At 36.5% G+C, this 15,441-nt stretch carries 17 protein-coding genes and 1 pseudogene; 16 read left to right on the top strand and 2 right to left on the bottom strand.

Annotated features, from left to right (window positions below; all coding sequences use genetic code 11):
- Positions 1 to 30 precede the first annotated feature (30 nt).
- From sufB to EKM03_RS05690, 16 genes and pseudogenes are all read left to right on the top strand, one after another.
- Positions 31 to 1,482 carry a Fe-S cluster assembly protein SufB gene (gene sufB / locus EKM03_RS05615; protein WP_126554196.1) on the top strand — a complete coding sequence of 484 codons (1,452 nt, stop codon included), beginning with the start codon at positions 31 to 33 and terminating at the stop codon, positions 1,480 to 1,482.
- A 26-nt stretch (positions 1,483 to 1,508) separates the two neighbouring features.
- Complete coding sequence (gene sufC, locus EKM03_RS05620; protein ID WP_126554198.1) at positions 1,509 to 2,273, top strand: Fe-S cluster assembly ATPase SufC; 765 nt, start codon at positions 1,509 to 1,511, stop codon at positions 2,271 to 2,273.
- A gap of 10 nt (positions 2,274 to 2,283) precedes the next feature.
- Entirely contained in the window at positions 2,284 to 3,648 is a 1,365-nt protein-coding gene (sufD, locus tag EKM03_RS05625; RefSeq protein WP_126577031.1) for a Fe-S cluster assembly protein SufD, read from the top strand.
- Positions 3,649 to 3,668: 20 nt separating this feature from the next.
- Positions 3,669 to 4,757 (top strand): Mrp/NBP35 family ATP-binding protein, encoded by a 1,089-nt coding sequence (locus EKM03_RS05630; protein WP_126740001.1) that lies wholly within the window; start codon positions 3,669 to 3,671, stop codon positions 4,755 to 4,757.
- A gap of 10 nt (positions 4,758 to 4,767) precedes the next feature.
- Positions 4,768 to 5,088: an iron-sulfur cluster assembly protein gene (locus EKM03_RS05635; protein WP_126462392.1), complete on the top strand. Its 321-nt coding sequence runs from the start codon at positions 4,768 to 4,770 to the stop codon at positions 5,086 to 5,088.
- 32 nt (positions 5,089 to 5,120) lie between these two features.
- The gene (locus EKM03_RS05640) at positions 5,121 to 5,672 is read left to right on the top strand and encodes a BrxA/BrxB family bacilliredoxin (RefSeq protein WP_126568589.1); all 552 of its coding nucleotides are present in this window, start codon (positions 5,121 to 5,123) and stop codon (positions 5,670 to 5,672) included.
- A gap of 127 nt (positions 5,673 to 5,799) precedes the next feature.
- Positions 5,800 to 6,264, top strand: coding sequence for an Rrf2 family transcriptional regulator (locus EKM03_RS05645; protein ID WP_126554207.1), 465 nt, complete (start codon positions 5,800 to 5,802; stop codon positions 6,262 to 6,264).
- 38 nt (positions 6,265 to 6,302) lie between these two features.
- Positions 6,303 to 6,656: a 4Fe-4S dicluster domain-containing protein gene (locus EKM03_RS05650; RefSeq protein WP_126462383.1), complete on the top strand. Its 354-nt coding sequence runs from the start codon at positions 6,303 to 6,305 to the stop codon at positions 6,654 to 6,656.
- A complete protein-coding gene (locus tag EKM03_RS05655) occupies positions 6,653 to 7,594 on the top strand; it encodes a WD40 repeat domain-containing protein (protein ID WP_126568588.1) in 942 nt (313 codons plus the stop codon). The genes EKM03_RS05650 and EKM03_RS05655 overlap by 4 nt, the downstream gene beginning before the upstream one ends.
- Before the next feature lie 36 nt (positions 7,595 to 7,630).
- Complete coding sequence (gene lipA, locus EKM03_RS05660; protein ID WP_126462377.1) at positions 7,631 to 8,500, top strand: lipoyl synthase; 870 nt, start codon at positions 7,631 to 7,633, stop codon at positions 8,498 to 8,500.
- A gap of 41 nt (positions 8,501 to 8,541) precedes the next feature.
- Positions 8,542 to 8,763, top strand: a complete 222-nt coding sequence (locus EKM03_RS05665; protein ID WP_126462374.1) for a CDGSH iron-sulfur domain-containing protein — start codon at positions 8,542 to 8,544, stop codon at positions 8,761 to 8,763.
- Positions 8,764 to 8,975: 212 nt separating this feature from the next.
- Positions 8,976 to 9,521 (top strand): annotated as a pseudogene (locus EKM03_RS15390) (protein adenylyltransferase SelO family protein).
- 21 nt (positions 9,522 to 9,542) lie between these two features.
- Positions 9,543 to 9,695: a hypothetical protein gene (locus EKM03_RS15080; protein ID WP_197037242.1), complete on the top strand. Its 153-nt coding sequence runs from the start codon at positions 9,543 to 9,545 to the stop codon at positions 9,693 to 9,695.
- A gap of 5 nt (positions 9,696 to 9,700) precedes the next feature.
- Positions 9,701 to 10,879: a stage 0 sporulation family protein gene (locus EKM03_RS05680; protein ID WP_126462372.1), complete on the top strand. Its 1,179-nt coding sequence runs from the start codon at positions 9,701 to 9,703 to the stop codon at positions 10,877 to 10,879.
- A complete protein-coding gene (locus tag EKM03_RS05685; protein ID WP_126740003.1) occupies positions 10,876 to 12,132 on the top strand; it encodes an aminotransferase class V-fold PLP-dependent enzyme in 1,257 nt (418 codons plus the stop codon). Before EKM03_RS05680 ends, EKM03_RS05685 begins: the two co-directional genes overlap by 4 nt.
- 5 nt (positions 12,133 to 12,137) lie before the next feature.
- A complete protein-coding gene (locus EKM03_RS05690) occupies positions 12,138 to 12,560 on the top strand; it encodes a SufE family protein (protein ID WP_126462366.1) in 423 nt (140 codons plus the stop codon).
- Between the two features lie 366 nt (positions 12,561 to 12,926).
- Here the strand turns inward: EKM03_RS05690 and EKM03_RS05695 are convergent, their stop codons facing one another.
- The gene (locus tag EKM03_RS05695; protein WP_233579300.1) at positions 12,927 to 13,619 is read right to left on the bottom strand and encodes a hypothetical protein; all 693 of its coding nucleotides are present in this window, start codon (positions 13,617 to 13,619) and stop codon (positions 12,927 to 12,929) included.
- 12 nt (positions 13,620 to 13,631) lie between these two features.
- Positions 13,632 to 15,437 (bottom strand): molecular chaperone DnaK, encoded by a 1,806-nt coding sequence (gene dnaK, locus EKM03_RS05700; RefSeq protein ID WP_126462363.1) that lies wholly within the window; start codon positions 15,435 to 15,437, stop codon positions 13,632 to 13,634.
- Positions 15,438 to 15,441: the final 4 nt, after the last annotated feature.

Below are 15,441 nucleotides of genomic sequence, written 5' to 3' on the forward strand. Positions count from 1 at the left end.
AGAGAAGATTTAAATTTAATAGCTAAAATCATGAGCAAAGAAGCGTCCACAGAAACTCTTGAAGATTACACCAAGAGTGATTACAAATATGGATTTACCAGTAATATTGATACTGAACTTATTCCAAAAGGTTTAAATGAAGATACTATTCGATTAATATCTTTTAAAAAAGAGGAGCCGCAATGGCTACTTGACTGGCGTTTAGAAGCATTTAGGCATTGGGAGACCCTGACAGAACCCAAATGGCCGAATGTGAAATATCCACCAGTAAATTATCAGGACATCATTTATTATGCTGCTCCAAAACAAAAAAAAATACTCAACAGCTTGGATGAGGCAGATCCTGAATTATTGAAAACGTTTGAGAAATTAGGTATTTCAATAGGAGAACAAAAACGATTAACAGGTGTTGCCGTTGATATCGTAATTGACAGTGTATCTGTGATAACTACCTTCAAAGAAGAATTATCCAAATTAGGAATTATCTTTTGCTCGTTTGGTGATGCCGTAAAAGAACATCCTGAGCTAATAAAAAAATATTTAGGAATGGTTGTTCCTTCTACTGATAATTTTTATGCTGCACTTAATTCAGCGGTGTTTACTGACGGTTCGTTTTGTTACATTCCAAAAGGCGTTAGGTGTCCGATGGAACTTTCAACTTACTTCCGTATCAATGCCGAGGGATCAGGCCAATTTGAAAGAACATTAATTGTGGCCGAAGCAGGCAGTTATGTTAGCTATTTGGAAGGATGCACTGCTCCTACAAGAGATGAAAATCAATTGCATGCTGCAGTGGTTGAACTCATAGCGTTTGACGATGCTCAAATCAAATATTCCACTATCCAAAACTGGTATCCGGGTGATAAAGACGGAAAAGGTGGCATTTATAACTTCGTAACTAAAAGAGGATTGTGCGCAGGTGTAAGATCAAAAATCAGTTGGACACAAGTAGAAGCAGGTTCTTCCATTACTTGGAAATATCCAAGTTGCATTTTAAAAGGTGACTATTCAACGGGTGAGTTTTATTCTGTTGCAGTTACAAATAATTTACAACAAGCGGATACAGGAACTAAGATGTGGCATATTGGTAAAAACACCAGCAGTACTATTATTTCCAAAGGTATCTCAGCAGGTCAAAGCAATAACTCGTACAGAGGTTTGGTTAAAGTAGGAAAAAATGCGGAAAATGCTAAGAATTTTTCACAATGTGATTCCTTATTAATGGGAGATAAATGTGGTGCGCATACTTTCCCTTATCTCGAAATTGACAATGATACAGCTCAAATTGAACACGAAGCCACAACTTCTAAAGTAGGTGAAGATCAACTTTATTACTGTATGCAAAGAGGATTAAAAATGGAGGATGCCATTAATCTTATTGTTAATGGGTATTGCAAGGATGTGTTTAAAGAATTACCAATGGAATTTGCAGTGGAAGCACAAAAATTGCTTGCTGTAAGTTTAGAAGGTAGTGTTGGATAAAATAATTAAATAAAAAAACAGAACTCATGTTAATAATAAAAAATTTACACGCAGAAATTGAAGGAAAAAAAATATTGAATGGTATTAACCTTCAAATAAATGCTGGCGAAGTACACGCTATAATGGGACCAAACGGTGGTGGTAAAAGTACGCTGGCACACGTTTTAGCAGGTCGAGAAGGGTATGAAATCACTGAGGGTAGTATTACCTATATGGGGAAAGACCTCCTCGAATTATCAGTTGATGAACGTGCCAAGGAAGGTATATTTCAGGCATTTCAATACCCGATAGAAATACCGGGTGTAAGCACTGCAAACTTTCTTAAACATACCATTAATGCTGTTAGAAAACATCAAGAAAAGACGGATTTGAGTGCAACCGAAATGCTAAAATATATTAAAGAGAAGGCAAAAATGGTGGAGATGGAAGATGGTTTTTTAAGCCGTTCTCTAAATCAGGGATTTTCGGGCGGAGAAAAAAAGCGCAATGAAATTTTACAAATGGCTGTTTTAGAACCAAGACTTGCCGTGTTGGATGAAACTGATTCAGGGCTTGATATTGATGCGCTTAAAATAGTTGCCAATGGTGTTAATCAACTAAAAACAAAGGACAATGCTTTTATAGTAATTACACACTACCAACGTTTACTCGATTACATTATCCCTGATTTTGTGCATGTGTTATACAATGGACAAATCGTTAAATCGGGCGACAAAAATTTAGCATTACAGCTGGAAGAAAAGGGATACGACTGGATTAAAGAAGAAGTAGCAACATTAACAATATCTTAAAAAGATAAGCATGAAAATTCAAAATACACCAGATAAAAATGATAACAGGGGAAAGTTTATTGAACTATTCCGTCTTTATGAAAATTCATTAAATGGACAGAAAAATAATGTAATGCATAGTCTCCAGAAAGTTGCTATTCAACGATTTGGCAATAACGTAGATTTTCCAACCAGAAGAAATGAGGATTGGAAATATACCAATGTTGCCGAGTTACTTCAGCCAACATACCAGCAGCCAAAACTGGTTGACATTACAACAGAAGATATTAAGCCTTTTCTTTTTGAAGGGTTGGATGCATACCTGCTAGTTTTTGTGAACGGTAAATACAATAAATTACTTTCATCAAAAGATGAATTATCGCAAAAAATCATAGTGCAGGATATTCCTTCTAGTTTGAGAGAAGATAGGCTTACAAAAGAAACGGTTTCTGAATACCTGTCGAAATGGGCAATTAAAGAAATGAATTCCTTCGTTGTATTAAATACTGCCTTCGCTCACAATGGAATTTATATTTATGTGCCTGATGGATTAGTGCTGGATCGCCCTGTTCATATACTAAATATAGCACATACAGAAGAAGAGCCAACAGTTATCAGTCCGCAAAAAATAATCGTAGCCGGAGAAAATAGTAAATTAACGGTTATTGAAACGTATCATCATCTCACTAATTCCCAACAAACGTATTTCACGAATACGGTTACACAGTTGGTTCTAAAAAGAAATGCGATTGTTGATCATTATAGAATTCAAGATGAAGGTGAGAATGCATTTTTTATCAATAATACAGAAGTTGAGCAGCTGCGTGATAGTACCTACAGCTCTTATGTAGTTGATTTGGGCGGAAAATTAGTAAGGAACAACCTAAGCTCCATTTTAAAGGATAGTGGAACAATGACTAATTTTTATGGACTTTATGTTGGTATAAATAAGCAGCATATAGACAACCAAACTTTTATAGACCATGCGTATCCGAATTGTAACAGCAACGAATTGTACAAAGGAATTCTTGCAGATAAAGCTAAAGGAGTATTTAATGGTAAAATAATAGTACGACCCGATGCTCAAAAAACAAATGCTTTTCAGAAAAACCATAGCCTTGTATTATCAAAAACCGCCTCGATGAATAGCAAACCCCAGTTGGAAATTTTTGCGGATGATGTTAAATGCAGTCACGGGGCAACCATTGGACAATTAAATAAAGAGGCATTATATTATATGCGTTCCAGAGGCTTATCTGAAAAAGAAGCTATATCAGTTTTAAAACAAGCTTTTTTAACAGAAATAACGGAGTTAATTAAAATTGAACCTGTAAGGGAAAAAGTAGAACAGCTGCTTGTTGATAAATTTAAGCAATTTACGGAAACAAACAATTAACTATTAAATTGATAAATGACATGCCTGAAATAACTAAAGAGGATATTCTAAATATACTGACTAACGTCGTTGAGCCTGACCTCAAGAGAAGTATTGTTGAATTAGGATTAGTGAATGATATTCATGTTGAAGGGAACATCATCAGCTTTATCGTTAAGATTAGCAGCCCTACTATGAATAGTAAAAAGATAGTAAAAGAGGCTTGTATGGATAGCCTTTTGCAAGCATTAGGTACGGATATTAAGGTGGATATAGATATGCAAGCCCTACCTGGTTTTAAGGATAGAGCTCCTGAACTTAGAACAATATTGCCTGGTGTTAAACATATTATTGCTATTGCCTCCGGGAAAGGTGGTGTAGGTAAATCTACCGTTTCCGCCAATCTTGCAGTGGGATTAAGCCAATTAGGTGCAAAAGTGGGCTTATTAGATGCCGATATTTATGGGCCATCAATGCCACTCATGTTTGACTTAGTGAATAGAAAGCCTGAAGTTTCAAATGATTCTGGTCGAAATCTAATAGAACCAATTGTATCTCATGGAGTAGGAGTTTTATCTATTGGTTTTTTTACGGAAGCATCGCAGGCACTTCCATGGCGTGGACCTATGGTTTCCAAAGCCCTTATTCAATTATTTCAGGATGCCGATTGGGGTAATTTAGATTATCTGCTTGTGGATCTTCCGCCAGGCACAGGTGATATTCATCTTACGCTGGTAGATAAAATTCCGCTTACAGGTACTATTGTAGTTAGTACACCACAAGAAGTAGCTTTGGCTGATGCCAGAAAAGGTATCGATATGTTCAGGATGCCAATGGTTAATGTTCCGGTGCTTGGATTGGTTGAAAATATGGCATACTATATACCGGAAGGTAATCCTGATAAAAAAGAGTACATATTTGGAAAGGATGGTGCAAAAAAATTATCAGAAGAAATGAATGTTCCATTATTGGGTCAAATTCCTTTAATAACAAGAATACGGGAGGCAGGAGATGTTGGAGCGCCAGCAGCATTAAATGAAAATACGATTGAAAGCAAAATATTTAAAGACTTAGCCCTAAAAGTAATGGAATGCGTAAAAGACATTAAAGCTGTAAAGACTAACAACTAACAATTAAAAAATGGAAATAGCAGCTAAAATAGCATTGGAAATAAAAGTCATAGAGGTTCTAACAACCTGTTTTGACCCAGAAATACCTACCAATATTTATGATTTAGGATTGGTATATGGAATCAACATTGATGATGAAGCCAATGTGCATACCATAATGACACTAACCTCCCCTTCATGTCCGGTAGCGGGAACACTTCCTCCAGAAGTGGAAGAAAAGATTAGGAATATTCCTGGAGTTAGCAGCTCTAATGTAGAAGTAACTTGGGATCCCGCTTGGTCAAAAGACATGATGAGCGAGACGGCTAAATTTGAAACTGGAATGATGTAAATTAAACAATAACAAAATTAATCATTAAAAAAATGGAACAATCTAATTTAACCAAAATCACGCAACAACCCAGCTATGATGCCGTTTATGTTCAGCCCATGAGAGAGGAACTAACAACTGTAGGTTGCAAAGAATTATTAACCCCTGAAGATGTAGATAAGGCATTAGACAGAAATGATGACAAAACGATACTTGTTGTAATCAACTCTGTATGCGGTTGTTCGGCAGGTAGTGGACGACCAGGAGTAATGATGGCGTTGCAAAACAGTATTATCCCTGATGAGCTTTACACGCTGTTTGGTGGAATGGAAAAAGATGCAATTGACTGGTACAGGAATAAATATCTTGCAAATCATCACACCTCTTCACCCCACATTGCCCTTTTTAGAAATGGTGAGCCAGTTGCAATTTTTAAACGTTCCGATATTGACGGACATACAGCAGAAAGTATTGCCAGCCAATTGGTAGTTATTTTTAACAACGAATGCAGTAATACAGGGCCGTCAATTTCTGCAAAAGATTTTGAAAATATTACTCAAGGCAAATACGGTTGTTATACTGATTTAGGTAAGGATAAAAACTAAATAGTTTGTGTCTATTTAGTTTGTGTTTATGGTTTATAATAAATTTGCAATAGTAAGCTACTTTTTTATTTGCGAACTTTGTCTGTAATAGTAAATTAAATACACAAACTAATTAAATAATACAATTATGAAAATAACAGCTCAGGTAGAATATGGATTAAGAATAATGGTAAGGATAACCCGTTGCACAGATGAGAAAGGACTAAGCATTCGTCAGCTAAGTGAAGCAGAAGGATTATCTATTAACTATGTTGCTAAATTAACCCGACTACTTCGCATAAAGGGATTAATTAACAGTACAAGAGGCCACATGGGTGGGTATGTACTCGCAAAACCTGCTGCCGCTATAACAGTAAATGACACATTAAAAGCTTTGAGCGGAAAGTTGTTCGATAAAAAATTCTGTGATAGTCATTCAGGAATAATGACCTTATGCACTAATTCTGTAGACTGCTCCATCCGATCATTATGGTCAATGATGCAGGCTACACTGGATAAATTACTAGATAAGGTAACTATGGCAGACATGATGAAAAATGAAAAAGATGTTTCCGGAGTGTTACAAAATATTATAGAAGGAAGCGCTAAATAAATTATTAAATTAAATCTTGATTACTAAAATTCATTACTATGGCAATAATGATAACAGAGGAGTGTATAAATTGTGGAGCATGCGAGCCTGAATGCCCCAATAATGCAATTTATGAAGGTGGTGATGAATGGAGATATGCAGACGGCACCGCACTCAAAGGCTTTTACACAGGACAAAATTCAGGTAATACCGTTGATGTTGATACTCCCAATACGCCTGTTTCTATGGATTTTTATTATATCGTAACTGATAAATGTACCGAGTGTGTCGGTTTTCATGATGAACCACAATGTGCCGCAGTTTGTCCGGTAGATTGCTGCGTAGATGATCCGGATTACAGAGAAACAATAGAAGAATTACTACACAAAAAAGAATTTATGCATCTTATATGATAACTGCACTTACAAAAATACAAATAGAAAAAACAGGTCAATTTAATGGACACGGAGGTGCTATTTACACATTAGAATTTGCTCATGAAGCTCATCTTTTTTACTCTGGCAGCAGTGATAACCTTGTGGTAGAATGGAATATGAAAGACCAGGAACAAAACAAAGTTGTTGCGAAATTACCTGCCAAAGCCATGGCATTGAAATATGTTCCCGATAGAAATATATTACTTATCGGTCAGTCATTAGGAGGTATTCATGTTATTGACTTAAAAGAAAATAAGGAAATAAAACTATTACAGCTTCATAAGGAATACATTTTTGATATCCAATATTTACCAGAAACAGAATGCTTTTGGGTTTTAGCTGGTGACGGTACACTTTCAGTTTGGTCAATCAATGATTTCTCATTGATAACAGCTCTAAAACTTTGTGATAAAAATATCCGTAGCATCGATTTTAATATTATTTTGAAAGAAGCAGCTATTGGATGCGGTGATGGGTCTATTCGAATTTTTGATTTTGAAACCTATGAAGAAAAGAAAATCCTTAAGGGGCATCTTGATGATTTTTCGGTAAATACAGTACGCTATCATCCAAACGGGAAATACCTTTTGTCTGGTTCTAGAGATGCCTATTTGAATGTATGGGATATTGAAAACGATTATGCGTTGATCCATCATATTCCCGCCCATAATTACGCTATTTACAGCATCGTTTTCAGTCCTGATAAAAAGTTTTTTGCTACGGGTAGCAGAGATAAAACAATTAAAATATGGGATGCAGAAAACTTTGAACTACCCTATCGAATAGATAAGTCTCAACACGGAGGCCATACCCATTCGGTAAATAAACTTTTATGGAGTGATTTTAATAATTATTTGATTTCAACCGGTGATGATAAAACTATCATGCTATGGGGAATTATAATACCAATGTAATAAAATAAAAAATTAATATTGGTTAAAATTTAGATTATGTCAGAAATAATTGAAGAAGAAAGTAAATATACTAAAAAGCCAGATTGGCTTCGTGTAAAACTACCCACAGGAAAAGAATATGCCGAAGTAAGACAAATAGTATCCGAACATAAACTACATACGATATGTGAAAGCGGCAGTTGTCCTAACATGGGTGAATGTTGGGGAAATGGAACGGCTACCTTTATGATATTGGGGAATACCTGTACAAGATCCTGCGGATTTTGTAATGTACATACTGGTAAACCTCTGCCTGCTGATCCGGAGGAACCTAAGATGGTGGCCGAATCTATTCGCCTAATGAAGTTGAAACATGCCGTAATAACTTCGGTTGATAGAGATGACTTGAAAGATGGTGGTTCTATGATATGGGAAGAAACCGTAAATGAAGTAAGAAAAGCATGCCCGGGAATTACCATGGAAACGCTTATTGGAGATTTTCAGGGTAAATGGGAAAATCTCCAACGAATTATTAATGCGCATCCCGAAATAGTTTCACATAATCTTGAAACCGTACGCAGATTAACGAAAGAAGTTAGGGTACAGGCAAAGTATGACAGAAGCCTTGAGGTTCTCAAAAGATTAAAGGAAGCTGGGATGAAAACTAAATCAGGTATCATGTTGGGTTTAGGTGAAACAGAAGAAGAAATATATGAAACTATGGACGACTTGAGAAGCGTTGGTGTTGATATATTAACTATTGGCCAGTATATGCAGCCTACTAAAAACCATTTACTCGTTATAGAATTTATTAAGCCAGAAATATTTGCAAAGTATAAAGAAATAGGCATGAACAAGGGTTTTCGTTTTGTTGAAAGCGGACCATTAATAAGATCATCTTATCATGCAGAAAGACATTTGTTTTAATAAATAAAATAGATTTAATATTTACGCTCACAAAAATAATTATGGCTAAAACAAAAATTACAGTAAACAATAATGGTTCCCTGAGAATAGAAAATGACTTTGAGATTGTAGATAAAAATGGGAATGTATATGATTTAGCAGGACGAGAGATGCTTTCACTTTGCCGTTGTGGTCTTTCTAAAAATAAACCTTTTTGTGATGGTGCTCATAACGGGCACTTTGAACATGAGGCTGTTGCATTTGGATTGCCTCCAAAAAAATAATATATTAAACAAACATCATGTTCGACGTTGCTATTAATTTGATAATTCTTTCCAAAAACTTCCTGCATTTTTGTATGAACATGTTGCGCTTACCCCATTAAAAGATCCTACTCTTATTCATGTAACGGTGTTAAAAAAAGAACTTGGTCTTGATTCACTTAGTGATTCCATTTTACAAAAATGGTTAAATCAAGATTAGTAATGAGCAGAGAATTGCTACCCGTTATACCGGTCATCAATTTGGGAGCTTTGCCGGACAGTTAGGCGATGGCAGGGCAATTTCCTAGTGCGAAATTTTAACTTCTGATGGAAAGCGATGGGAAATACAAACTAAAGGATCAGGCAAAACTTCTTTTTCCAGAATGGGAGATGGCAAAGCCGTAATTCGTTCATCAGTCAGAGAATATCTTTGCTCAGAAACCATGTACGGTTTAGAAATTCCTACCTCAAGAGTGATACTATGGCTTTCACTTTATGACCAAAGATTGAAAAGAGAATTATCTGACGAAATGAAACGCCAGATGGAAATGAAACGCGTAAATCCAAAGTATGTATTAAGAAATTATATTGCTCAGGAAATAATTGAGGAGGTAGAAAAAGGAGGGAATGAAAAATTAAAAAAATGGTTAGAAATTTTGTATTCGCCATTTGCCGAACATCCAGAATATGAATCGTATTCAAAACCAACGCCTACAGAAAAGAAAATTATAGTGTTTCCTGTTCATCTTAAGTTCTTGCAAAAAAATAAAATAGTGTAAAATAATTTAAAACATAAAAACATGTCAGAACATAAAGTTTATTTAAACTGGAAAAACAAAGGAGATAATATACCCGATAAAACAATAATTAATGCAATGCACCACCGTGCTCACCGGGAATGTTTTATAGCCAATTCGGTTTTAACAGAGATAATTGTTGAACCGGTTTATTAAAGTAATTGAGCAAAGGTGAATTAATTTTAGATAAAAAATTAAAGTTTAATATGCTCAGCAAAAGGAACAAAACAGTATATATTGACAAACATGAAAAAGGAATTTATACAATAGCTATGGATACTACTACAAAACACAAAAATGATGTACCATCCCTAATCAGTGGTTATAGTCAATTAAATATATATGATTGGCTTGCCGATATACCATTGCCACCCAATCAACAAACATTCAACATTGTTGAAGTAAAATTTAAAGGAGGACGTAAAGATTTTTATTTGAAGCATGAAAATATATCTCTTAAACAAACAGATATAGTAGTTGTTGAAACCATTGGAGGACACGATACAGGTCATGTTTCATTAACAGGAGAACTGGTTAGGTTGCAATTAAAAAAACACAATATCCAGACGGAAGAAGTCATTAAAAAAATCTATAGAAAGGCAACATCAGCGGATATTGAAAAATGGAAAACAGCGAAGGGTTTGGAATCTGAAACGATGTATAAAGCCCGAATTTTAGCTAAAGATTTGGACTTGAAGATGAAAATATGTGATGTTGATTATCAAGGGGATAAGTCAAGTGCCACCTTCTATTATACCGCTGAAGGACGGGTAGATTTCCGGGAACTAATTCTGGTAATGGCTACAGCGTTTCATATCAAAATAGTAATGCGTCAGATTAGCCTGTTCGAGGAAGCCGCCCGTTTAGGTGGTATCGGTACTTGTGGAAGAGAGTTTTGTCATACTGCCTGGTTAACAGATTTTAATACTAGGGCTACATTATACGGCAGGAATAAAGATAAACAATGGACTGAATTCAAATGTTGCTTAATAGAAGATCGAGAAAACAACAAATCTTCTTTGAAGGACAATGATCTCAATAGAATAAAAACGCTTAAAGGTATCGCCAGCCGTCAAAAAACAGATATTGAAAAAAATATAATGTGGTTTAGTTACCCGAATGAAGATGATTTAATACCTATAAAAATCTCAAGGGTTAAAGAAATTCAAACACTAATTAAAGAAGGCATGATTCTGAAAGATTTAAAGGAAGAGATAGAAATCATAATTGAGGAACCGGCTATTGATAACTTCTTGGGTTATGTAAATGTTGTAGGTCAAGATAGTCTAACAAGATTCGAAAAAAAAAGAACAAATAAACATATAAAAAGGAATAAATGAAACTGCCAAAAAACTTAGAAAAAGTAATTCTTTTTGATGTTCATAAAATCCGAAAAGATTTCCCTATCCTTTCAAGGATGGTGAATAATAAGCCATTGATTTATTTTGATAACGGTGCTACTACACAGAAACCGCAACAAGTGATTGATGCCCTCATAAAATATTACACGGTGCAGAACGCTAACATTCACCGTGGAGTTCATCGAATGAGTCAGGATGTAACTGATGAATATGAGAATGCCCGAATTACTGTTCAAAAACATATAGGTGCTAAACAGGAACACGAAATAATTTTTACAAGCGGAACTACTGATAGCATCAACTTTATAGCCACTGCGTTTGGGAAAAAGTATGTGAATGCTGGCGACGAGATTGTTGTTAGTGAGATGGAGCATCACAGTAATATTCTTCCTTGGCAACAGTTATGTGAAGAAAAAAATGCAGTACTTAAAGTTATCCCAATCACTGATAGCGGAGAATTGTGTATGGACGAATATAAAAAACTACTTTCTGCAAAAACAAAACTGATCGCCATTACACACGTATCAAACACACTTGGTACGGTAAATCCCGTAAAAGAGATGATTGCTATCGCTCACTCGAAAAATATTCCTGTGCTTGTGGATGGAGCCCAATCAATCCCTCATATAAAAGTGGATGTGCAAGATTTAGATGCAGATTTTTATTGCTTTAGCGGGCACAAAGTTTATGCTCCCACAGGAGTAGGAATACTTTACGGAAAAGAAGAATGGCTTAATAAACTCCCGAATTATCAAGTAGGTGGCGGAACCATTAAAACAGTTTCATTCGATAAATCAGAATACGCAGAATCCCCTCTTCGATTTGAGGCAGGAACTCCGAATATCGAAGGAGGAATTGGTCTTGCAGTGGCACTGGACTACATCAACGTACTCGGTCTTGAAAATATTGCTACTTATGAACACAAACTGCTTGGGTATGCTACAGAAAAACTTTCAGCGATTGATAATTTGCGAATTATCGGCACGGCAAAAGAAAAAGCAAGTGTAATTTCGTTTGTTGTGGATGGGATCCATCCGCTTGACTTAGGCATGCTCCTGGATGCGCAGGGAATAACAGTACGAACAGGGCACCACTGTACGCAACCACTAATGGCACATTATCAAATTCCGGGGACTGTGCGTGCAAGTTTTTCATTTTATAATACAAAGGAGGAAATAGATGTTTTTGCAAACGCAATTGTGAAATCAATTAAACGAATAAACCAAAAATGATAGAGATGAAAACAATAGAAAATATAGAGCAGGAACTCGTGGAAGAATTCTCGGAGTTTGAGGACCTGTTTGATAAATTCGGATACCTGATTGATTTAGGTAAAAATCTAAAACCATTAGACGTTTCATTGAAAACGGATAACTGTATGATAAAAGGATGCCAGGCACATGTGTGGTTATATAGTGAATTAAAAGATGGTAAAATTATTTTTTATGCAGATGCAAATGCCGATTATGCTAAAGGGCTTGTTGCCATGTTGATTCATGTACTTTCGGGGCATACACCTGATGAAATTATTAAAGCCCCGCTTAATTTTATTGAAAGGATAGGATTTAAAAGCATGCTTTCGATGAAACGTGCCGGAGGATTGGAGAGCATGATAAAGCAAATGAAACTTGATGCGGTGGTTTACAAAGCCAAGGATTGAGCTACTTTCTTAACCTAATAAAGAATTGAATTAAATCCTGAAATTATTGGAAACAAAAAGTTTTGTAGGAAGTATTGGTGTAGTATAATATTTTTCATCTTAGGGAAAAGGATAACCTTTTGTTGGAGTAGCTTTAGATACTTGGAATATGTGGACGGAATGACAAGATGGGGTAGGAGCTTCAAACCCAACATCAGGAACAACATACAATTTAGTGCAACAACCTTGGGTAAATAAAGGTTATTTATACAACATAACAAATAAATGTAATAACTATTGATAAAAAAGTGGAGAGCCAAACCCAGAATTTTGATTTGTTCTCTCCACCATCAGATACTAAATAAGGGCTTTGTTAATACCCTGCTGTCACTTGCTCACTATAGGTTTTATGAGGTACTGAGAGAGTTCTTCAAAACGTTGTTTTTTTATAGCATAGAACGGAAGGAGTTTTTGGTATTCCCTTACTTTATGGATTTCTTTTTGTTCATTTATTCTTATATCTTTCGGCAGTTTATCTAAAATATTATGATAAGCCCCAAGAAAGATTATACCCGTTTCATTTGGGCCGAGTGTTGCCGAAATCCTGCCAGCAATATACTCATCCCGTTGATTCAACAGTTTGGATCGGCTAATTTTAAACCTAATAATCCTGATCAGTTTCATGATTAATGGGCCGGAAGAGGGTATCAATTTTAGCATTTCCAATTCTTTTTTAACCATCGAAATATCCTCGGTTTGCACGATAATAGCTCCCCGTTTGACCAGTCTTGAAATAATTTCATAGTTCTTACTTCCTGCCTTTATGCTATCTTCCATGATTTTTATTGCGATCTCTCCATCCGCAACCATTCCATCCTGGTATATTTTTACAACTTTTCCGCCAAGCCCAATAGTATCACAATATTGGCTTATTATCTCCCAGTATTTGTTAACGGTATCAACATGTGTTTCCCAAAATTCTCTCCCAAATTCATCAATACCCTTCTGGGTTAGCTCGGCTGCCATGGATCCCATGTCGGCACTTGTATGAATGATGGGAACATATATTAGTGTCTTCATTGTGAAAGGTTTTTAGCTTTGATCTATACTCAACTCTTCACTAGCCAATTGGCATACGGTACTCAGAGTTTCCATAGCCTGTTCAATATCGGTAAAACTTCGGTTTTTAATCGCGGATTTCAACTCTTCAAGTGCATTTTCAATAGCAGCCTTTTTGTTACCTGGAATTGTATCCCCAAATTCCTTTAACTGTTTTTCCGTTTGGAAGATCTGAGTGTCGGCTTGATTACTTTGAACCACCTTTTCTTTTGTCTCTCTATCCGAAACAGCGTGTTGCCTGGCTTCCTCCTTCATCCGGTGAATATCCTCATGCGAAAGTCCGGTAGAGGCCTCAATGCGAATCTGCTGCGATTTGTCAGTTAACTGATCTTTGGCAGTCACATGAAGAATGCCATTAGCATCAATATCAAAGGTAACTTCGATTTTAGGAATACCCCTATGGAATGGCGGAATTCCATCAAAATGAAACCTCCCGATGCTCTTGTTATGGTTAGCCATTGGCCGTTCTCCTTGTAATATGTGTATTTCTACAGAGGGTTGGCTATCAGCAGCCGTAGAAAAGACTTCTGATTGCTGAGTAGGAATGGTTGTATTGGCTTCGATCAGCCGTGTCATCACACCACCCCGGGTTTCGATACCTAATGAAAGCGGTGTAACATCAAGTAGCAATACATCTTTTACTTCGCCAGCAAGAACTCCACCCTGGATGGCAGCGCCAATAGCGACAACTTCATCTGGGTTAACACCTTTGGAAGGTTCTTTCTCGAAAAAGTCACGCACAATTTTTTGAACAGCAGGTATTCTGGTTGATCCGCCAACGAGGATGATTTCATCTAAATCGGAGACCTTCAATCGGGCATTCTTAAGTGCCTGCTGACAAGATAGAATAGTTGACTGCAACAGGTTATCAACCAACTGTTCAAATTTGGCACGGGTAAGCTTCTTTACCAAGTGCTTGGGTATGCCTTGAACCAGCATAATATAGGGTAGGTTAATTTCAGTTTCCATCAATCCAGACAATTCGATCTTTGCGTTTTCGGCCGCCTCTTTCAACCGCAGAAGTACCATAGAATCTCTAAGGAGATCTATACCTTCGTCTTTTCTGAATTCATCAACCAACCAGTCAATGATCAGCTGATTAAAATCATCGCCACCAAGGTGAGTGTTCCCGTTGGTAGATTTCACTTCAAAAATACCATTTCCGAGTTCGAGTATCGAAATATCGAAAGTTCCGCCACCAAGGTCATATACTGCAACCTTAATATCTGTATGCCTTTTATCCAATCCATAGGCAAGAGCTGCCGCCGTAGGTTCGTTAATAATACGTCTGACTGTAAACCCTGCAATCTCACCAGCCTCTTTGGTTGCCTGCCGCTGTGAATCGCTGAAATAGGCAGGAACGGTAATCACCGCCTCCTTGATCTCTTGTCCAAGGTAGTCTTCAGCTGTTTTTTTCATTTTCTGAAGAATCATAGCCGAAATCTCCTGAGCCGAATACAGTTCCCCGGAAATGTTTACACGGGGTGTATTATTTTCGCCTTTTGAAACCTGATATGGCAATCTGCTAATCTCTTTCTCAACCAGATCGTATGATTCACCAATAAACCGTTTAATGGAAAAAATCGTGTTTACTGGATTGCTAATGGCCTGACGTTTTGCCGGGTCACCAACTTTACGCTCACCACTGTCAGTAAATCCTACTACAGAAGGCGTTGTTCTGTTACCTTCACTGTTAAGGATTACGACCGGTTCATTACCTTCCATAACAGCTATACAGGAATTTGTGGTTCCTAAATCTATACCTAAAATTTTACTCATTATA

The sequence above is a fragment of the Flavobacterium sp. GSP6 genome, from assembly GCF_003984855.1.
In the GTDB taxonomy this organism is placed as follows: Bacteria; Bacteroidota; Bacteroidia; order Flavobacteriales; family Flavobacteriaceae; genus Flavobacterium.